The 20,079-nt window shown below is 70.0% G+C and carries 16 protein-coding genes, 1 pseudogene and 1 riboswitch; of the genes and pseudogenes, 5 read left to right on the top strand and 12 right to left on the bottom strand.

Annotation, left to right across the window (positions count from 1 at the left end; genetic code table 11):
• Position 1 precedes the first annotated feature (1 nt).
• The 5 genes from EAT51_RS20795 to EAT51_RS12435 form a co-directional block, all read right to left on the bottom strand.
• A complete protein-coding gene (locus tag EAT51_RS20795; protein WP_165421985.1) occupies positions 2-223 on the bottom strand; it encodes a diguanylate cyclase in 222 nt (73 codons plus the stop codon).
• On the bottom strand, positions 178-2,967 hold the full coding sequence (locus EAT51_RS20790) for a ligand-binding sensor domain-containing diguanylate cyclase (RefSeq protein WP_130561702.1): 2,790 nt from the start codon (positions 2,965-2,967) through the stop codon (positions 178-180). The genes EAT51_RS20795 and EAT51_RS20790 overlap by 46 nt, the downstream gene beginning before the upstream one ends.
• Positions 2,968-3,120: 153 nt before the next feature.
• Complete coding sequence (locus EAT51_RS12445) at positions 3,121-4,140, bottom strand: ribonucleotide-diphosphate reductase subunit beta (RefSeq protein WP_130520677.1); 1,020 nt, start codon at positions 4,138-4,140, stop codon at positions 3,121-3,123.
• 383 nt (positions 4,141-4,523) lie between these two features.
• Complete coding sequence (locus EAT51_RS20300) at positions 4,524-4,694, bottom strand: hypothetical protein (RefSeq protein ID WP_165422518.1); 171 nt, start codon at positions 4,692-4,694, stop codon at positions 4,524-4,526.
• A gap of 197 nt (positions 4,695-4,891) precedes the next feature.
• Complete coding sequence (locus EAT51_RS12435) at positions 4,892-7,228, bottom strand: ribonucleoside-diphosphate reductase subunit alpha (RefSeq protein ID WP_379655795.1); 2,337 nt, start codon at positions 7,226-7,228, stop codon at positions 4,892-4,894.
• A 269-nt stretch (positions 7,229-7,497) separates the two neighbouring features.
• Positions 7,498-7,730, bottom strand: a riboswitch (cobalamin riboswitch).
• 231 nt (positions 7,731-7,961) lie between these two features.
• Between EAT51_RS12435 and EAT51_RS12430 the strand changes: the two genes are divergently transcribed.
• The gene (locus EAT51_RS12430) at positions 7,962-8,870 is read left to right on the top strand and encodes a ZIP family metal transporter (RefSeq protein WP_130520670.1); all 909 of its coding nucleotides are present in this window, start codon (positions 7,962-7,964) and stop codon (positions 8,868-8,870) included.
• Here EAT51_RS12430 and EAT51_RS12425 read toward each other — a convergent pair whose 3' ends face one another.
• Genes EAT51_RS12425 through EAT51_RS12415 form a run of 3 tightly spaced genes read right to left on the bottom strand, consistent with a single transcriptional unit; the run spans position 8,871 to position 10,624 of the window.
• Positions 8,871-9,725, bottom strand: coding sequence for a sterol desaturase family protein (locus EAT51_RS12425; protein ID WP_130520667.1), 855 nt, complete (start codon positions 9,723-9,725; stop codon positions 8,871-8,873). It lies immediately after the preceding gene.
• A 12-nt stretch (positions 9,726-9,737) separates the two neighbouring features.
• Positions 9,738-10,040 carry an EF-hand domain-containing protein gene (locus tag EAT51_RS20915; protein ID WP_425478238.1) on the bottom strand — a complete coding sequence of 101 codons (303 nt, stop codon included), beginning with the start codon at positions 10,038-10,040 and terminating at the stop codon, positions 9,738-9,740.
• A gap of 53 nt (positions 10,041-10,093) precedes the next feature.
• Positions 10,094-10,624, bottom strand: a complete 531-nt coding sequence (locus EAT51_RS12415; RefSeq protein WP_130520666.1) for a hypothetical protein — start codon at positions 10,622-10,624, stop codon at positions 10,094-10,096.
• A gap of 175 nt (positions 10,625-10,799) precedes the next feature.
• On the opposite strand from EAT51_RS12415, the gene ompR reads away from it, so the two are divergent.
• The 4 genes and pseudogenes from ompR (at position 10,800) to EAT51_RS12395 (ending at position 16,207) form a co-directional block, all read left to right on the top strand.
• Complete coding sequence (ompR, locus tag EAT51_RS12410) at positions 10,800-11,519, top strand: osmolarity response regulator transcription factor OmpR (RefSeq protein WP_130520664.1); 720 nt, start codon at positions 10,800-10,802, stop codon at positions 11,517-11,519.
• On the top strand, positions 11,516-12,772 hold the full coding sequence (locus EAT51_RS12405; RefSeq protein ID WP_130520662.1) for an ATP-binding protein: 1,257 nt from the start codon (positions 11,516-11,518) through the stop codon (positions 12,770-12,772). The genes ompR and EAT51_RS12405 overlap by 4 nt, the downstream gene beginning before the upstream one ends.
• A 21-nt stretch (positions 12,773-12,793) precedes the next feature.
• Entirely contained in the window at positions 12,794-13,690 is an 897-nt protein-coding gene (locus EAT51_RS12400; protein WP_130520660.1) for an alpha/beta hydrolase, read from the top strand.
• Positions 13,691-13,966: 276 nt separating this feature from the next.
• Positions 13,967-16,207, top strand: a pseudogene (locus EAT51_RS12395) (TonB-dependent siderophore receptor).
• A 416-nt stretch (positions 16,208-16,623) separates the two neighbouring features.
• Here EAT51_RS12395 and EAT51_RS12390 read toward each other — a convergent pair.
• The 4 genes from EAT51_RS12390 to EAT51_RS12375 form a co-directional block, all read right to left on the bottom strand.
• Entirely contained in the window at positions 16,624-17,637 is a 1,014-nt protein-coding gene (locus EAT51_RS12390; RefSeq protein ID WP_130561701.1) for a patatin-like phospholipase family protein, read from the bottom strand.
• A 123-nt stretch (positions 17,638-17,760) separates the two neighbouring features.
• Positions 17,761-19,071, bottom strand: coding sequence for an arsenic transporter (locus EAT51_RS12385; protein ID WP_130561700.1), 1,311 nt, complete (start codon positions 19,069-19,071; stop codon positions 17,761-17,763).
• 189 nt (positions 19,072-19,260) lie between these two features.
• Positions 19,261-19,674: an arsenate reductase (glutaredoxin) gene (gene arsC, locus EAT51_RS12380; protein WP_130520654.1), complete on the bottom strand. Its 414-nt coding sequence runs from the start codon at positions 19,672-19,674 to the stop codon at positions 19,261-19,263.
• A 43-nt stretch (positions 19,675-19,717) separates the two neighbouring features.
• A complete protein-coding gene (locus EAT51_RS12375; RefSeq protein WP_130520652.1) occupies positions 19,718-20,065 on the bottom strand; it encodes an ArsR/SmtB family transcription factor in 348 nt (115 codons plus the stop codon).
• Positions 20,066-20,079 lie beyond the last annotated feature (14 nt).

The raw sequence follows: 20,079 nt of genomic DNA, 5'->3' as shown, positions 1-20,079 counted from the left end.
ATCAGACCAGGGCCGGGGCCGCGCCAGGGGCCTGGTCGCTGGCGATCCCTTCGTGCGTGGCCACCACCACACGATTGCGCCCTTCGCGCTTGGCCTGGTAGAGCGCGTGGTCGGCGCGCCGCAGCAGCGCGTTGGGCGTCTCGCCCGGCTGCAGCCAGGCCACGCCGATCGAGCAGGTCACGCGCAGCGAGAGGCCATCGATGACCAGCGGCTTGGCGCCCACCGCGTCGTGCAGCGCCTGCAGCCGCCGGCCGGCGGCTGCAGGCCGGGCATCACGCCGAGCAGCTCCTCGCCGCCGTAGCGGCCGATGATGTCCGAGCCGCGCATGTTGTGGGCCAGGCGGTCGGCGACGCCGGCCAGCACCACGTCGCCGACCAGGTGGCCGTGGGTGTCGTTGACCTGCTTGAAGTGGTCCAGGTCCAGCAGCGCGATCGCCAGCTGCGTCCCGGCGGCATGGGCGCGCACGGCCTCGCGCTCGAGCTGCTCCATGATGCTGGTGCGGTTGTGCAGGCCGGTCAGGCCGTCGTGGGTGGCCTGCACCTGCAGCGCGGTGCGCGCCAGTTCCAGCGCGCGCTTGTCGGCCTCCAGTTCGGCGGTGCGCGCGGCGACCAGGCGTTCGAGCTGCTGCTTGTGCTTGACGATGGCGTGCACGCGCCAGCGCCACAGGCTGCCGACCAGCGCGACCGCCAGGACGCCCCACAGCGCCAGCAGCAGCGGCGAGCGCCACCATGGCGGGCGCACCTCGAAGCCGAAGGTCACCACCTCCGACTGCGCGCGCCGGCCGACGTCCAGCGCCTGCACCTCGATCACCTGCTTGCCCGAGCCCAGCAGCGGGAAATCCAGCGTGCGCGAATTGGTCTCGATCCACGCGTCCTGGCGATCGCGCAGGCGGTAGCGGAACTTCAGCATGTCGGTCCCGGCGATGCTGCCGGGCGTGGACAGGGTCATGCGCACCGGCAGCTGTTCCCACGGCAGCACCGCGTCCGAGTCGATGCGCTGCCCGCCGCGTTCGACCCGGGCGATGTTGAGCGCCATCGGCGTGCGCGCCAGCAGCTGCTCCGGATGCAGCAGGTGGCTGACGCCGCGCGAGGTGCCGATCCACACCGAGCCGTCGCGGTCCTCGAAGAACCCGCCCTCGGAGATGTCCTCGCTGATCAGGCCGTTGGCCTCGTGCAGCCGCGTCCACTTGCCGTCCTGCAGCACGTCCAGGCCCATGCTGCCGCCGACCCAGAGCCGGCCGGCGCGGTCGTGGCGGATGAAGTAGGGAATCGCATCGCGCAGCAGCGGGTCCTCGACTTCCTTCAGGGTCAGCGTGTCGCCCTGGCCGATCGGGCCGCGGAACAGGCCCGCATCGTCCACGCTGAGCCACAGCGTGCCGTCGCGCCCGATCGAGAGCTTGTCGAACAGCGTATTGGGCATGTCGCCCTGCGCGTGGATCCTGGTGACGCGGTCGTCGCGTTCCAGGCGCATCACCCCGGCCTTGCCGGCGAACCACAGCCGCCCCTGCGCGTCCTGCTCGACGTCGCCGAAGCTCACCGCCGGCAGCGCCTCGAAGCGCCGGGCGACCGGATGGGCCAGATCGTCGATCAGGTACACGCCTTCGGTCGTGCAGATCCACAGGCGCTGGCGATCGTCGAAGAAGATGCGACGCAGCTTGGCCGGCAGGGTCGCGGCGGCCTTCAGCTCGTCGCCCTGCAGGCGCAGCAGCTGGCCGCGATACAGCGCCACCCATACCGCCTGGTCCGGGCCCAGGGTCAGCGCGAACACATCGCGCACCGGCTCGCCCAGCAGATTGTGCAGGGTCTGGATGCGGCCATCGCCGGCGGTCAGGCGGTGCAGGTCGCGCTCGTTGCCGAACAGCATCGCGCCCTGCGCATCGCGCGCCAGCGACCAGTTGGGCAGGCCCTGCAGGCCGTTGCCCGGGCCCCAGTTCTCCACGCCGGCATAGCCGCGCCAGCGCAGCACACCCAGGCCGGGGTAGGACATCCACAGCTCGCCGCTGCGGCTGGCCAGCAGCGCGTTGGGCGGAAGATCGGGCAGCCCGTTGCGGGTGTCGAACCGCTCCCAGCGACCGTCCCAGCGCAGCATGCCGCCGTCGCTGCGGGTCAGCACGCGGCCCTGGCGGTCCTCGGTCAGGTCCAGGTGGCGCGTGGTGGTGGCCTGCATCGAAGGCGGCGGCACCGGCCGCTCCTCGAAGCGCGTCGCGCCCGGTGCCAGCACCAGGATGTGGCGCGGGCTACGCGCCCACAGCGTGCCGCGACGGTCGCGCAGGAACGCGGTCCAGGCATCGCGCGGCACGCCGTCGCCGGGCCCGTAGACGCGCACCTGGCCATCGTCGGTGCGGCGGCAAACGGTCTGGCCGCAGCCGAACCACAGCGCGCGGCCATCGCGGTAGACCGCGCCCAGCTCGGCCAGCTCGGGGTGGGCCTGTTCGGCGGCCCGGTCGAACAGCGCGCGCGTCTTCCAGTGCCCGTCCGCGTCGCGGGTCGCGCGCAGCGCGCGGCTATAGCTCAGCGCCACCGCACCGTCGGCCAGCGCCGCGACGTTGTGGCCGACCTCGAAGGGAAGCGGCGACCCGGCCGGGTCGAGCACGCGCACGGCCCGGTCGCCGTCCCAGAAGTACAGGTTGGCCGCGGTGGCGACCCACAGCCCGCGCCCATCCGGCGCCGGCGAGGCGTTCATCACATAGGCATCGTCCAGACCCGCACCGGCGCCGACGCGTTCGAAGCGCTCGCCCTCGTAGCGGTACAGGCCGCCGTAGGTGCAGGCGTAGACGTTGGCCTGCGGATCCTCGACCAGGCAGTCGGCGCCCAGGCTGCGCAGGCCATCGGCCGTGCCGTAGACCCGCAGCGAGGCGACCTGGGCGGCCACGGGCCCGACCACGCACAGCAGCGCCAGCGCCGCGCCGAAGGCGCGACCGAGCCGGAGCATGGCGATGGTGCGCGCCGAGGCGCGACGGGCGTGCATGGCGGGGAAGCGCGGTCTGCGGGGACGGATATCCCCCAGACTAACGGCACGCCTGGCCTCGACTTAAGCCCGTCAGGCAGTCAGATGCGGTGTTTTGGCGACCTTTTCCGCCCGTAAACGTTTCCAGCGCGGCGTCGGTATCGTGCGGCGCCCTCAGAAGGCGTGATCGAAGCCGACCTCGCCCTGCACGCCGACCTGGTAGGACGACACCCGCCTCTCGAAGAAGTTGGTCAGCTCCTGCACGTCCTGCAGCTCCATGAAGGGCAGCGGATTGCGCACGTTGTACTTGCGCGCCATGCCCAGCTTGGCGAAGTGGTTGTCCGCGCAGTGCTGCAGGTACTGGCGCATGTCGCGGGTGGAGATGCCGGCCACGCCGCCGGACAGCACGTCCTCGGCGAACTGCAGCTCGCACTCGATCGCCTCTTCCAGCATGTCGTAGACCTGCTGCTGCATGTCGGCGTCGAACAGGTCCGGCTCCTCCTCGCGCACCACGCGCACGCCCTCGAAGGCGAAGGCCATGTGGCAGCTCTCGTCGCGGAACACCCAGTTGGTGCCCGAGGCCAGGCCCGGCAGCAGACCGCGCGAGCGGAAGTAGTAGACGTAGGCGAAGGCGGCGAAGAAGAACAGGCCCTCGATGCAGGCGGCGAAGCAGATCTGGTTGAGCAGGAACTGGCGGCGGTGCGCGCGCGTCTCCAGGCGCTTGAGGTCCTGGATGGTGTCCATCCACTTGAAGCAGAAGTCGGCCTTCTTCTTGATCGAGGGGATGTTGTCGACCGCGGCGAAGGCCTTGGCGCGCTCGCCCGGATCCGGCAGGTAGTTGTCCAGCAGGGTCAGGTAGAACTGCACGTGCAGCGCTTCCTCGTACAGCTGGCGCGAGAGGTACATGCGCGCTTCGGGCGCATTGAGGTGCTGGTACAGGTTCAGCACCAGGTTGTTGGACACGATCGAATCGCCGGTGGCGAAGAAGGCGACCAGCCGATGGATCAGATGGCGATCGGCCGGGGTCATCTTGTCGTGCAGATCGGTGATGTCGATCTGGAAGTTGATCTCGTCCACCGTCCAGCTGTTCTTGATGGCGTCGCGATACATGTCGTAGAACTGCGGATAGCGCATCGGGCGCAGGGTCAGTTCGAAACCGGGATCGAGCAGCATCTGACGGGGTTGAGCGGACATGGTGTGTGAATTCCTAAGAAAAATAGGTGGGACCGAAGTCCCACCAAAGGTAAAAATTAAATGTCTATCGTGTGTGTCCAGCGCGGTACACCACGCTTAGACAGATAGTTGACCAAGTTCTTTGTTCCGTAAAATCGAACGCGGCCCGCGGAGCTGAAAGCCAACGCTGCTTGATCAACTTGAAGCCCTAGCCTTCGAGCTTGAGCTGTCAGGTGCGCCAACGCAGCATCATTGTTCCCAACCGCTGACGAAGCGGAGAACACCGCAAAATTGACCCAAGCTCCAGTCGTAGACCGCTCTCGTAAATGCGCCATCTTTATTTGCATTTAGCTTCTCCGAACTTACTTCGCAGGTAGGAGTGCACATCCTTGTGCGAGATCGAATCACTTTTCTTTCCTTACTCCCTTGAACGGAGTCTTGGCGCTCGTTTTCACATCCATGATTCTTCCATCTGGACCACGTTTTGCGAAATTTCCTGAGGGAGTCTTGAACTGCGAACGATCACGTACTGCGCCATTGCGATGACCATCGCCTTTCGGCGGATTTGTAGCCATGAAGCTTCTCCTATTTGCCAGAGATGCTTGAGCTCAAAACTTCGATCGGCTTCCGATCAGTCCGCATCAATTGCGGTTATGATTTATGGACTTCCTAGACAGAAGTAGCCAACCCAAGACACCCCGCTCAAGCGACATGGATGTTTTGGTGAAGCAACCAGAAGGGGCCGAATGACAGTTCGGCCCCTTCTTTTTTCTTACTGGCAGGCCTCGCAGGCTTCCGGGTTTTCCAGGGAGCAACTGACCGCCTCGACCGGGGTGTAGGCCGGCTTGGGGGCCTCGCTGGCGCCGTGGCTGATGGTGGCCTTGGCGATGCGGGTGGCCGGACGCGAACGCAGGTAGTAGGTGGTCTTGATGCCCTGCTTCCAGGCGTACATGTACATGGAGGACAGCGCGCCGATGTTCGGGCTCTCCATGAACAGGTTGAGCGAGGCGGACTGGTCGATGAAGGCGCCGCGGTCGGCGGCCATGTCGATCAGCGAGCGCATCGGCAGCTCCCAGGCGGTGCGGTAGACCAGGCGCAGGGCCTCGGGGATCTCCGCCACGCCCTGGATCGAGCCTTCGGCCAGCTTGATCGCATCGCGCATCTCCGGCGTCCACAGGCCGAGCTTCTTCAGCTCGTCCACCAGGTAGCGGTTGACCTGCAGGAAGTCGCCGGACAGCGTCTCGCGCTTGAACAGGTTGGACACCTGCGGCTCCACGCACTCGTAGCAGCCGGCGATCGAGGCGATGGTCGCGGTCGGGGCGATGGCGATCAGCAGCGAGTTACGCAGGCCGTGCTGCTGGATGCGCTCGCGCAGCGCGTCCCAGCGCGCGGTGTCCTCGGGCACCACGCCCCAGGCGTCGAACTGCAGCTCGCCCTGGGCGGCGCGGGTGTCGGCGAAGGACGGATGCTTGCCGCGCTCCTGCGCCAGCTCGCACGAGGTCTCCAGCGCGTGGAAGTAGATCGTCTCGGCGATCTTCCTGCTGATCGCGCGCGCCTCGGCGCTGTCGAAGGCCAGGCGCTTGCGGAAGAACACGTCCTGCAGGCCCATGCAGCCCAGGCCGACCGGGCGCCAGCGCAGGTTGCCGCGGCGCGCGGTCTCGATCGGGTAGAAGTTCAGATCGATCACGCGGTCCAGCTGACGCACGGCCAGGCGCACGGTCTCGGCCAGCTTGTCGTAGTCGAAGTCGCCGTACTCGTCGAAGTGGCGGCCCAGGTTGATCGAGCCCAGGTTGCACACCGCGGTCTCCTCGTTGGAGGTGACCTCCAGGATCTCGGTGCACAGGTTGGACAGATGGATCACGTTGCCCGGGCGCAGGGTCTGGTTGGACGCCTTGTTGCACTTGTCCTTGAAGGTCATCCAGCCGTTGCCGGTCTCGGCCAGGGTGCGCATCATCCGCGCGTACAGCTTGCGCGCCGGCACGGTCTTGCTGGCCTTGCCCTGCGCCTCGGCCTGCTCGTAGGCGCGCTCGAAGGCCTCGCCGTACAGGTCGGTCAGCTCCGGCACGGCCTTGGGATCGAACAGCGACCACGGCTTGTCCGCTTCCACGCGCGCCATGAACAGGTCCGGCACCCAGTTGGCCAGGTTGAGGTTGTGCGTGCGGCGCGCGTCGTCGCCGGCGTTGTCGCGCAGCTCGAGGAAGTCGTCGATGTCCGCGTGCCAGGTCTCCAGGTAGACGCAGGCCGCGCCCTTGCGCTTGCCGCCCTGGTTGACCGCCGCCACCGAGGAATCCAGCGTCTTCAGCCACGGCACGATGCCGTTGGAATGGCCGTTGGTGGACTTGATCAGCGAGCCGCGCGCACGCACGCGCGAGTAGCTCACGCCGATGCCGCCGGAGAACTTGGACAGCTGCGCGATGTCGCCGTACTTGGCGTAGATCGACTCCAGCGAATCCTGCGGCGAGTCCAGCAGGAAGCAGCTGGAGAGCTGCTCGTGCGTGGTGCCGGAATTGAACAGCGTGGGGCTGGACGGCAGGTAGTCCAGGTGCGCCATGCGCTGGTACAGCGCAAGGGCCTCCGGCACGTCCTCGCTCAATGCGCTGGCGATGCGCAGGAAGAACTGCTGCGGGGTCTCGATCACCTTGCGGCTGTGCGGGTGGCGCAGCAGGTAGCGGTCGTACAGGGTGCGCAGGCCGAAGTACTCGAACTCGCGGTCCAGGCCGGCGTCGACGGCGTCGTTGAGCTTGCGCGCATTGACCTGCACGAAGTTCAGCAGGCGCTCGTTGATCAGGCCGACCTCATGGCCGCGGGCCACCGACTGGGAGAAGGCATGGATCTCCTGGCCGGAGACCTCCTTGGCGATGAAGTTGGCCAGCAGGCGCGCGGCCAGGCGGCCGTACTCGGGCTCCTCGCCGATCAGCAGCGCGGCGGTGCGGATGGACAGCTCGTCCAGCTCCTGCGTCGTGGCGCCGTCGTACAGGCCGGAGATGGTGCGCGTGGCCACGCGCATCGGATCGACCGCGTGCAGGCCTTCGGCGCAGCGCTGCACGGCGCGCACGATCTTGTTCAGGTCCACCGCCTCGCTGCCACCGTTGCGCTTGGTCACGCGCATGGCCGTGGCGGTGGGCGGCGGGGTCAGCGAGAAGGCGGCGTCGGCCGGGCGCTGGGCCACGGCGGAATCGGTCTGGGTCACGGTCGGAACTCTCCATGCGTAGATGCACGCATTGCGCCTTCCCACGAGGGCGCAACAGGGGCCGGGCGACCGAGGGTGAAACGGCGGCGTCGCAGAAGCCGCGACCGCACGAACGGCGTTCGTGGTCGGGCCTTGCGTCACCAGCCGTCTCTCCCTCGAAAGACACCGCGGCCGGCGCCGCGCGAGGTGCTTGCGCGCGACTGTCGGCAGGTCTTCGGACTGACGGGCGTGAAGCCAGGACACAGTCCTGCTTCTCCTAACCCACCGCTTCCCAAGGCCACCGGGGGCCTCAGTGCAGATGGCGGGGTCGTTCCCAATCACCGCTGCGGGGCAGTGCCGGAGTGGGCCGCAAGGCCGCACCGGCTTCCCTTTTCATCCCCGCGGCTTGTGGCCGCGAGGAACCGACGACCCCAAGATAGTGGGGTCACCCACGCCCGTCAACGCCAAATGTAGTGACAAAAGGGAAGGTCCTGATGCCATGCGGGTTTCACGGATTTCTGGCGCGTGGAGCATTCCCGGCCGGTGTGCGCTGCAGCACGGTTGACGCGCCCTTGCCCGTCGGTGTCCGATGTTGGGCAGGCACCTTCGGTCCCGTTGCGGACAACGGCACCCCGAGCGCACGCGCGCCCCTTCCGCCCACGAAGCCCCTGCCATGCACGATCACACCCTGTCTTCCCCGTCCGCGCTGCGGCGCCTGCTGCCGTGGCTGCTGGCGCTGGCCGCCCTGCTGCTGGGCGCCTGGCTGCTGCAGGAAGTCCTGGCCCAATGGCCGCATCGCCCCGGCCTGCGCCAGGCGCTGCGCGACGGCCTGATCTGCGCCGCGGCCACCGCCGCCGGCGCGCTGCCGGTGCTGGCGGTGCGGCGCCTGCCGCAGACGCTGGCCGACGGCCTGATGGGCTTCGGCGCCGGCGTGATGCTGGCCGCCACGGCCTTCTCGCTGATCGTGCCCAGCCTGCAGGCGGCCAAGGACCAGGGCTACGGCGGGCTGGGCGCGGGCGGGCTGGTCAGCGTCGGCATCTGCCTGGGCGTGGCGATGATGCTGACGATGGACCGGGTGATCCCGCATGCGCATCTGGACCAGCAGGGCCAGACCACGCGCGTGGGCGGCCTGCACCAGTGGCTGCCGCCGCAGGTGACGCTGTTCGTGCTGGCCATCACCCTGCACAACATCCCCGAAGGCATGGCGGTGGGCGTGGCCTCCGGCTCGGGCATGGCCAACGCCGAGCCCTTCAGCCTGGCCATCGCGCTGCAGGACATTCCCGAAGGCCTGGTGATCGCGCTCTCGCTGGCCACGGCCGGCGTGAGCCGCGGGCGCGCGGTGCTGATCGGCGCGGCCTCGGGTCTGGTGGAGCCGCTGGGCGCGGTGGTGGCGGCGGTGGCGGTGGGCGCGTTCTCCACCCTGCTGCCTTGGGGCCTGGCGTTCGCGGCCGGGGCGATGCTGTTCGCGGTCAGCCACGAGGTCATCCCCGAGTCGCACCGCAACGGCCACGAGACTCTGGCCACCATCGGCCTGACCCTGGGCTTCTGCCTGATGATGGTGATGGATACCGGGCTGGGCTGATCAGCCGCCCGGCTTGAACCCCGGCGGCCCGAACAGCGTCCGCAGCGCCTGCCCGGGCGAGCGCACCCGGCGCAGGTCGGCCCACAGCCCCCGCCAGCCGTGCAGGGCGATCCGCACCGGATGGTGGCTGCGCAGCGGTTCGACCAGGCCGTAGCGCGGCGGCACGCCCGGCAACTGCGCGCGGAAGCTGCCGAACATCCGGTCGAACACGATCAGCACCCCGCCGTAGTTGCAGTCCAGATACTCCGGATTGCTGGCGTGATGCACGCGATGGTGCGCCGGGGTGTTGAAGACGTATTCGATCCAGCGCGGCAGCACGCCGATCAGCTCGGTATGCAGCCAGAACTGGTAGAGCAGGTTCAGGGCCAGCGCGCCCAGCACCGCCGGCACCGGGAACCCCAGCCACACCAGCGGAGCGAAGAACAGCGCCTGCCCGGTGAGCTGGGCGGTCCAGCCCAGCCGGTACGCCGAGGCCAGCGTGTACTGCTCGGGCGAGTGGTGCACGCAGTGGTTGACCCAGAACCAGCGGATCCGGTGGTCGGCGCGGTGCATGGCGTAGTAGCAGGCCTCCTGGCCGACGAACAGCAGCGCCCATTGCCAGGGCGCATCCATCGCCAGGGTCGTCAGGCGCACCTGGTGCACCGCCAGCAGCACGACGCCGGCCACGCCGCTGCCGAGCACCAGGCCGACCAGGCCGCGGCCGAGCGCATCCCCCAGCGAGGCCCAGTAGCTCTTCCAGTCGTAGGCCAGGCCGCGACGCAGGCGCAGCCAGGCTTCGAGCGCCGCCAGCAGCGGCAGCACCAGCGGGACCCACCGCAGCCAGGACAGGTGCGGGCCAAGCAGGGACAGGACCATGGCCGCGGCCGCCTACTGGCCCGACCCGCGTCGGGCGGCGGACAGCGCCTGGCCCGCCGCGCGCAGTTCCTCGCGCGACAGGGCGCCGTCGTGGTTGGCGTCCAGCGCGTCGAAATGTTCGAACAGGCGCGGCAGGCTGGCCTGGGCTTCGCTGCGCTGGATCAGGCCGTCGCCGTTGGCATCGGCGGCCTTGAGCTTGCGCGCCATCTGCTGGCGTCCGGCCGAGGCGGCGCTGTCGTTGGCCTGCTGCGCCAGCAGGCAGGACGGGGCCAGCGCGAGCAGCGCCAGCGTCAGCGCGTGGAGGAGCTTCTTCATGGGCAGGTCTCGATCGAAAGGGCGCGCCGCCGGCCTGGCGGCGCGCGAAAGGTTCACTTGCGGCAGGCCACGACCTGGCCGCTGCTGTCGGTGCAGGTGCCGGTGTGGCTGACGCTGCCGTTCTGCACCGTGGTCGATCCGGTGTAGGACGCCCCGCCGGCCGTGGTGGCGCTGGTGCTGCGCGCGCCGTTGACGTTGCCTGCGGCATCGCGGCTGATCTCGCCGCTGGTGGACAGGCTGCCGCCGGCGGCGGTGGTCGCGCTGGCCGTGCCCTGGCGGCCGGCGCTGCCGTCGGCGTTGCGGTACCAGCTGCCGCTGCGGTGCGCGCTGCCGCCGTCGGCGCCCTGCACCGCCGCGCCGCTGCGGCCGGTGGTATTGCCGGCCGCATCGGTACGGCTGCCGTGGCCGCGCACATAGGCGCCGTTGGCGTTGCGTCCAGCGGCGGCCGTGCCGCGCACCTGCGCGCCATCGGCGGCGGTACCGCCGCCATGGACGCGGACGCGGCCGGCCCAGGCGTCGGTGGAGAAGGACAGCGCGCCGCCAACGGCCAGCGCGGACAGCAGCATCAGGTGGGTCGTACGCATGATCGGTTCCTCGCGATGGGATGGAACGGCGTCGATCGCCGTGCCGCCATGCTGGGCCGGCCGGGGCCGCGAGGTGTTGCGCGTATGCCAGCGGATGTGTCCGCCGGCCGGCGCTGAAACATCTGCCTACAACCGGCGTTGTCGGCGCCAGCCGCCGGGCGCGATAGTGCGCCGCATGAGCGAGATCACCGCCAAGCTGCTGCTGGTCGACGACGACGTGCGCCTGCGCGAACTGCTGCAGCGCTACCTGGAAGGCGAGGGCTTCGCCGTCAAGGCGGTGGGCGACGGTACGCAGATGCGCCAGGCGCTGGACCGCGGCCATTTCGACCTGATCGTGCTGGACCTGATGCTACCCGGCGAGAGCGGCCTGGAGCTGTGCCGGCGCCTGCGCGGCCAGGGCGACCCCACGCCGGTGGTGATGCTCACCGCCAAGGGCGACGAGATCGACCGCATCGTCGGGCTGGAGATCGGCGCCGACGACTATCTGCCCAAACCGGTCAATCCGCGCGAGCTGCTGGCCCGCATCCGCTCGGTGCTGCGACGCACGCAGGCCGTGCCGGGCGCGCCGCAGGCCGAGGGCGGGATCGTCGCCTTCGGCCCGTGGCGGCTGGACCTGGGCAACCGCCAGCTCAGCCGCCAGGGCCGCGTGGTGAAGCTGACCAGCGGCGAGTTCGCGGTGCTGGCGGTGCTGGTGCGGCACCCGTGGCAGACACTCTCACGCGACCGGCTGATGAGTCTGGCGCGCGGGCGCGAGCACGAGGCCTTCGAGCGCAGCATGGACGTGACCATCGCCCGCCTGCGCAAGCTGCTGGAGGACGACGCGCGCAACCCGACCATCGTGCAGACGGTCTGGGGCGCGGGCTATGTGTTCGTGCCGCCGGAGGAGGTCGCGTGAGGCGCGCGCCGGGGATGTTCGCCCAGCTGGCGCTGGTCATCGCGCTGGTGCTGGCCGGCGCCGGCGTGCTGGCCGCGGTGCTGGGCCGCGAGCTGGCCATCGCCCCGGCCGCCGATCAGCTGGCGCGCGCCATGCGCGGCTTCGCCGGACTGGCCGAGGAGGTGGGCCGCAACAGCGGCCACGCCGCCACGCTGCGCTATCTGCAGCAGGCCGGGCTGGACGTGCGCAAGACCGCGCCAGCGGCCGACGCGCGCGCGTTCGCCCCCTTCCTGCGCGTGCTGCGCCAGCGCGCGGCGCGCGCGCTGGGCGGCGAGCGTGCGGTCGTGCTGTCGCGCGATGCCGACGGCGACCGGCTGTGGATGCAGCTGCGCACCAGCCCGACGCTATGGATCTCCTTCGGCGCCAAGCCCGCGCGCGGCAGCCGGCGCTTCACCCTGGCCCTGCTGCTGGGCTGCGTCTGCCTGACCTGGCTGGCGGCGGCGTACTGCGCCCAGCGCCTGGTCGGCCCGCTGCGCCAGCTGGCCCAGGCCGCGCCCGGGTTGGTCCGTGGCGAGGCGCCGCGGCTGGACGTGCGCGGCCCACGCGAGGTGCGCGAGCTGGCCGACGCCCTGGAGCAGGCCAGCGAGGACGTGCGCAGCGCCGCCGACGAGCGCGCGCTGATGCTGGCCGGCATCTCGCACGACCTGCGCACGCCGCTGACCCGGGTGCAGTTCGCCACCGCCCTGCTGCCCGACACCGACCCCACCCTGCGCGCCGGCATCGACCGCGACATCGCCGAGATCGACGCCATCCTCTCGCAGTTCATCGCCTACGCCCGCGACGGCCGCGACGAGGCGGCCGAGCCGCTGGACCTGGCGCGGATCTGCCGCGAGGCGCTCGATGCCGCCGGCGGACCGTGGGACGTACAGTGCCCGGACACCGCGCCGCTGCGCGGGCGGCCCATCGCCCTGCGCCGCGCGCTGGAGAACCTGGTGGCCAACGCGCAGCGCCATGGCGCCGCGCCGTTCGCGCTGCGCCTGGTCGGCACCGGCGATGGCGCCTGGCAGGTGACCGTGTGCGACCACGGCCCGGGCATGGACGCGGCGCAGGCGCAGCGCGCGCTGCAGCCATTCGTGCACGACCCGGCCGGCGGCGGCAGCGGCCTGGGGCTGGCCATCGTCGACCGCGTGGCGCGCCAGCACGGCGGCGCGCTGCAGCTGCTGCCCAACCCGCCGCGCGGCCTGCGCGCGGTCCTGCGCCTGCGCGGCGCCTGACGTCCAACCGGAACCTCCGCCATGCGTGTCCGCTCCGCCTGCTGTGTCCTGCTGCTCTGCTTGCCGCTGCTGGCCTGCGCGCAGTCGCGCGGCGAGCGCCTGCGCCACCTGCTGGGCCAGCGCCAGGCCGAGACCGGGGAAACGCAGTCGCTGCCCGCCGACGCACGTGTGCTGCGCGAGGTCGCCTATGGCCCCGATCCGGCGCAGCGCTACGACGTGTATGCGCCCGCCGGCGCGCGCGGCCTGCCGATCATCGCGATGGTCCACGGTGGCGGCTGGAGCAAGGGCGACAAGGACAATCCCGGCCTGGCCACGCCGAAGGCGGCGTACTGGCTGCCGCGCGGCTATGTGCTGGTGTCGATCAACTACCGCATGCTGCCCGACGCCGATCCGGCCGTGCAGGCGCGCGACGTGGCCGCGGCCATCGCCCACCTGCAGCGGCACGCGCAGGACTGGGGCGGCGATCCGGCGCGCACGGTGCTGATGGGGCATTCGGCCGGCGCGCATCTGGTCGCCCTGCTCGGCGCCGATGTCGCGGCGCTGACCGAGGCCGGCGCGCAGCGCCCGCGCGCGGTGATCGCGCTGGACAGCGCGGCGATGAATGTCGTGCAGATCATGCAGGCGCGCCACTTCCCGCTCTACGACCGCGCCTTCGGCGACGACCCCCGCACCTGGAGCGCGGTCTCGCCCTGGCACCATCTCTCGCGGGCTTCGCTGCCGATGCTCGCGGTGTGTTCCTCGCGGCGCGAGGACAGCTGCGCGCAGGCACGCGGGCTGGCGCAGCGCGCGCAGGCCTTCGGCGTGACCGTCCAGGTCCTGCCCGAGGACCTGTCGCATATGCAGATCAACCGCACGCTGGGCGAGCCTTCCGCCTACACCCGTGCGGTCGATGCCTATCTGGCCACCGCGATGAACTAAGCCGCGCACCGCACGCAGTTCTTCTCTGACGGCTTTGTCATCGCGCCTGGCGGCGCGCGAGGCCTTTGGCGGCCACCGCATGCCCGTGTGTGGCTTGTCCGCCATTTGAGAATCACTTACATTTGCGCGCCGCAGGCCTCCGCGCCAACGCCCGCCTGCGTGGTCATCGGACGACCATCGCCAGCCCGCTATCTGGGCAAGCCTCCCAACGTCTTCCCCGCCGTGCGCTCGCCTTCGCCGCGCGCGGCGTGCCTGCCTGCGCCCTCAAGGAACCCCATGTCCGCTGCCATTTTCCGCGCGTCCGCCGCGCCGACCCGCTCCCCGCTCGCCGCGGCCCTGCTGCTGGGGCTGGGCCTGTGCGCCCCGCTCGCCCACGCCGCCGATGGCGAGACCGACGCCGAGGAGCAGGCGCGCCGCCGCACGCCCAAGACGCTGGACAACGTGCAGGTCACCGGCGCGCGCGCCGAGCCGTCCACCACCACGCGGCTGCCGATCAGCATCCAGGACACGCCGCAATCGGTGAGTGTGGTCGGCCTGCAGCGGCTGGAGGACGAATCGATGTTCAGCATCAACGATGTGATGCGCAACATCACCGGCGTCAACGTGTCCTTCTGGGATACCCAGCGTCCGCTGTACTTCGCGCGCGGCTTCCAGATCACCGACTTCCAGGTCGACAGCCTGCCGACCTACAGCGGCTCGACCAACCAGGAGTACGACACCGCCTTCTACGACCGCATCGAAGTCATCCGCGGCGCCAACGGCCTGCTCAGCGGCGCCGGCATTCCCTCGGCCACGGTCAACCTGCTGCGCAAGCGTCCGGGCCGCGACTTCGATGCGGCGGTCACCGCCAGCGTGGGCAGCTGGGACTTCCGCCGCGTACAGGCCGACATCAACCTGCCGCTGACCAAAGACGGGCGCTTCCGCAGCCGCTGGGTCGGCGCCTGGACCGACCGCGACTATTACTACGACCGCTAAGAAGAGAACAAGAAGGCCGGCATGGTCGTGCTGGAAGGCGACCTGACCGACAGCACGACGGTCACGGTCGGCTACCAGATCCAGGGCAACAACCCGACCGGCTCGACCTGGGGCACGGTGCCGTTCTTCAGCGCCGATGGCGCCAGCGCCCACCTCTCGCGCTCGACCAACTTCTCGCCGGCCTGGACGCGCTGGCAGCGCCAGACCCGCACCGCCTTCGCCAATCTGGAGCAGCGCTTCGGCGAGGACTGGCTGCTGAGGGTGAACTCGGCGCATACCAAGGGCGAGGTGCAGAGCCTGCGCGTCTACGGCAGCGGCTACCCGGACCCGGCCACCGGCGCCGGCACCTGTCTGCAGGCCAGCGCCGGCGAGACGAACGACACCCGCGATGCGCTGGACGTATACCTGTCGGGCAAGTTCGCGCTGTTCGGCCGGACCCACGACGTGGTGGTCGGCGGCAGCTGGCAGGACCTGCAGTCCACTACGCCCGGCGTCGCCTTGGTCTATCCGAGCGACTGGCAGATGATCGCCACGCCGTATGGCAATGCGATGGGCTTCAACGTGCCCAACCTGTACGACTGGGACGGCAGCGCCGGCGCACTGACCTATCGCCGCACCGGCGCCTGGCGCCAGGCCCGCACCACCCAGCGCGGCGTCTATGCCTCGGCGCGCCTGCGCCTGGCCGAGCCGCTGTCGCTGATCGCCGGCGCGCGCCTGAGTTCGTGGGAAACGCGCACCCGCGCCTACAACGCCGCCGGCACTTACACCGGCACCAGCGGCCGCTACAAGGTCAGCGACGAAGTCACGCCCTACGTGGGCCTGGTCTACGACCTGGTGCCGGATGTCTCGCTCTACGCCAGCTACACCGAGATCTTCAATCCGCAGAACTACAAGGACAGGAACGACAACCTGCTGGCGCCGGTGCAAGGCTCCAACCTGGAAGCCGGCCTCAAGGCGCAACTGTTCGATGGCCGCGCCATGGCCACCGCCGCGGTGTTCGAGGCCAAGCAGGACAACTACGCGGTGCTGGACACCACCCAGCCGCCGAACTCGCTGCCGGACGGCAGCTCGGCCTATGTGGGCGTCAACGGCACCAAGAGCCGCGGCTGGGAAGTGGACTTCAACGGCGAGCTGCTGCCGGGCTGGACGCTCAACGCCGGCTACACCCACGTCAAGGTGACCCGCGCGCCGACCGATGCCATCTACGCCAACCTGCCCGAGAACTATCTGCAGCTGTCCACGCAGTGGCGCCTGCCGGGTCGCTGGGATCGCCTGAGCCTGGGCGGCGGCGTGAGCTGGCAGAGCAAGGTGCAGGGCTTCAACATCGAGCGTCCCAATGGCGATGGCACCACCACGCCGGTCACGGTCACCCAGGGCGCCTACACGCTGGTCCACCTCAACGCCAACCTGCGCATCAACGCGCAGTGGACCGCGACGCTATCGGTGCGCAACGCGCTGGACAAGACCTACTGGGCCAACCTGGACTACAACAACTACGGCGAACCGCGCTTCGTCTCGGCGAGTTTGCGGTGGCGGTTCTGAGGGCTGGCGATGGGGGTTGAGTAAGGGCGCTAAGCGACACTCGTCGTTCCTGCGAACGCGGCCTCCCGCGCCCTTGGCTTTACCGCGCGAAAGTCCCTGGGTTCCCGCGTTCGCGGGAACGACGGTAGAGGTGTTGCTGGCGCTTCGAGTGAGAAGCGGCCTCGCGAGGTGTGCGACATCGAGATCAACGGATCTCAAGCGACTAACGCGCAGCGAAGCTCCCGCTTCTGCCCCCTCCCTTTCGCGCAGCGAAGGGGAGCTCGAAGTCGCGAACTAGCGACTGAGGGGGAAGGGTTGCTTTTGCTTTTGCTTTTGCCTTTCGCTGGTGCGCAGTTCCGCTCAGGCAACTACTCGCAGTGCCGAGTTCGACCAGATGAAAGCCCTATCCGGCCTCAACAACGACACGACCCAACCGCTCACTTGGCCGGACAAGGCGTCCCGCGGAACGTCAGCCGCTGCAGCCGCGTCGGCTCCACACACGGCTGCGACTTCGGCTCGGCAGCCGCTGCTGCGGCCGCCGCGCGCTCGTGCTGCAGCTGGGCCAGGCGCGCCTTGATCTGCGGCATCACCGCCAGCGCGGCCTTCTCGCCTTCCAGGATGGCCGCGTTGCGCTGGCTGAAATCGGCCGCGCCGATCTCGTTGACCTTGGGCCGCACCACCACATCGGCGCGCGCGAGTTCCTGCTGGCCGGCGCGCTGGCCCATGATGGTGATCGACTGGTTGAGCGTGCCCAGCAGATCGCCCGGATTCTTGCCGCTGGCCTTGCTGGAGATGTCCACGGCGATGACGAAATCCGCGCCCAGCTGCTTGGCCGCATCCACCGGCACCGGGCTGACCACGCCGCCGTCGACGTAGTGCCACTTGCCGATCTCCACCGGCTCGAACACGCCCGGCACGCTGCTCGAGGCGCGCACCGCCTGGCCGGTGTCGCCGCGGTTGAACATGGTGCGCTCGCCGTCCTCCAGGCGCGTGGCCACCGCGACGAAGGGCTTCTTCAGCCGCTGGATCGGCGTATTGCCCACCTGCGCGTTGACGTAATCCTGCAGCGCGCGGCCCTGCACCAGCCCGCCGGAAAACAGGCGCACATCGCGGATGGTCGATTCGTCCAGCGCCACGGCCTTGCTCTGCATCTGAAACACGTCCATGCCGCTGGCGTAGAGCGCGCCGACCACGCTGCCAGCGCTGGTGCCGGCGACCACGTCGGGGCGGATGCCGTTGGCCTCCAGCATCTTGATCACGCCGATGTGCGCGAAGCCCTTGGCCGCCCCGCCGCCCAGCGCGATGCCGATCACCACCGGCTTGGCGGTGACCGCCGGCGGTGGCACCACGGTCGTGGCCGGCGGTGGCGTCTTGACCGCCTCGCCGCCGCAGGCCGAAAGCAGGGTGACGCAGGCGGTCAGCAGCAGGCAGGTCAGGCGCGAAGCAGGCATGGCACGCAGGGCGTTGGGGAAAGCACGCAGCTTAGTCAGCCGATGCCAAACGGTGGGCAACTTGTGCCGAGCCGGCCACATCGAGCGGCGGCCCCGAGGCGCGCCGGCCCCGGGCGCCGCCGCTCAGTGCCCGTGCACGGCCGGGAGCCAGAGCCACAGGGTCACCAGGGTGGCCAGCAGCACGGGAGGCGTCAGGACAAGCCCGACCTTCATGTACTGCGCCCACGTGATCCGCTGCCCCTTGCCGGCCAGCACGTGCAACCACAGCAGGGTCGCCAGCGAGCCGATCGGCGTGAGCTTGGGCCCCAGATCGTTGCCGACCACGCTGGCGTAGATCATCAGCTCGCGCGTCTGCGCAGGGACGTCGGCCGCGTCGATGGCCAGCGCGCTGACCAGCGTCGCCGGCATGTTGTTCATGAGCGAGGCGAGCCCGGCCACGGCGAAGCCCGTGCCGACCGTGGCCGCGAACGTGCCTTGCGCCGCCAGCCACACCAGGAGCGCGCGCGCCGCCTCCATGAGCCAGGCACGGCCCAGGCCATAGACGATCAGATACATGCCGAGCGAGAACAGCACGATCTGCCAGGGCGCACCGCGCAGCACCTTGCCCAGCGCGACCGTCGCGCCGCGACCGCCGGACGCCCAGCGACCGGCGATCGCCAGGAGCAGCAGCGCGGCGGCACCGGTGACCAGCGCGACCGGCACGCCCAGCGGGCCGGTGACGAAATAGGCCAGGAGCAGCAGGGCCAGCAGCGGGAAGGCGGCGCGGAACACCGCTTCGTCGCGGATCGCCTGGCGCGGCGGCTTCAGACGATCGATGCCGTACGTAGCGGGCATGTCGCGTCGGCACCACAGCCACAGTACCCCCAGCGTGGCGCCGACCGAGACCAGGTTCACCGGCACCATCACGGCGGCGTAGCGACCGAACGCGATCTCGAAGTAGTTGGCCGTGACGATGTTGACCAGGTTGGACACCACCAGCGGCAGGCTTGCCGTGTCGGCGATGAAGCCGCACGCCACGGTGAAGGCCAGCGCGCCGGCTGGCGGGAAGTCCAGCCGCAGCAGGATCGCCAGCACGATCGGCGTCAGCAGCAGCGCCGCACCATCGTTGGCGAACACCGCGGCGATCGCCGCACCGAGCAGCACGACCAGCGGAAACAGCCTGCGGCCAGCGCCGCCGCCCCAGCGGGAGACATGCAGCGCCGCCCAGGCGAAGAACCCGGCCTCGTCCAGGAGCAGCGAGATCACGATCAGGGCGACGAAGGTGAAGGTCGCGTCCCACACGATGCCCCAGACCGTGCCGACGTCGTGCCAGCCGACCACGCCGGTGGCCAGCGCGACGGCGGCGCCGGCGAGCGCGGACCAGCCGATCCCCAGCCCGCGCGGCTGCCAGATCACAAGGACGAGGGTGACGACGAAGATCGCGAGGGCAAGCATGGGGCGCTCCGGCGCGCGTCAGAGAGAGCGCCGATCCGGCGCCGGTGAGAGCGCCTGGGCGCGCTTCAGGCGCTCGGTAAGTCGCTCGATGGAAGGGGTCGCGCCATGACGCGCGGTGCGGTCAGCGCGCGGGCCCGGACGGGATGCCGTCGCGCGGCGTCGATGTCCGGCAGACACCGCGCATGCGCCTCACGCCGATGTCGCGGGCGCGGTCACGACCTCTCCGTCTTCCTTGGTGAAGCGAGCGACGGGATTGGCCAGCAGCGCCAGCACGCGCTCGGAAGGCCGACACAGCGCCGCGCCCTGCTCGCTGACCACGATGGGCCGATTGATCAGGATGGGATGCGCCATCATCGCGTCCAGGAGCTGGTCGTCGGTCAGCGATGGATCGTCCAGGCCGAGCTCGGCATAGGGCGTGCCCTTCTCGCGCAGCAGCGCACGCGGGCTGATGTCCATGGCCGCGACCAGCGCAACCAGCGCCTCGCGCGTGGGCGGCGTCCGCAGGTACTCGATGACCTCGGGCGTCTCGCCCGACTGGCGGATCATCGCCAGCGTGTTGCGCGAAGTGCCGCAGGCCGGGTTGTGGTAGATGGTGATGCGCATGGGCTTGTGGGGTCCGGAAGAAGGTTCGGGGCACCCGCCCCGCTCACGCGCGGCGCTGCGGGGCGCAGGCGGACGCAAGCCCGAGCAGGTCGCCGCAGATGGCCGGGTTGCCGGAGCAGCAGTCATCGGTGAGAAAGGCCAGCAGCTGGCGCATGTCCTCGTAGCTGGCCGCGTAGCGCACGCGCCGGCCATCGCGCCACGCGCGCACCAGGCCGGCCCGCTCCAGCGTCGCCAGGTGGAAGCTCATGCGCGTGGGCGGGATGGACAGCGCTTCGGCGATGTCTCCGGACGCCACGCCTTCCGGACCGGCTTTCACCAGCAGGCGGAAGGCGGTCAGTCGATCGGCATGCGCCAGGGCGGCAAGCGCGGAAACGGCGACGTCATCGTTCATGCCACCACTCTACA

It is taken from the genome of Pseudoxanthomonas winnipegensis (genome assembly GCF_004283755.1).
Taxonomy (GTDB): Bacteria; Pseudomonadota; Gammaproteobacteria; order Xanthomonadales; family Xanthomonadaceae; genus Pseudoxanthomonas_A; species Pseudoxanthomonas_A winnipegensis.
Note: the sequence above shows the minus strand (reverse complement) of the source record. Positions and strands in the feature narration are given on the sequence as shown.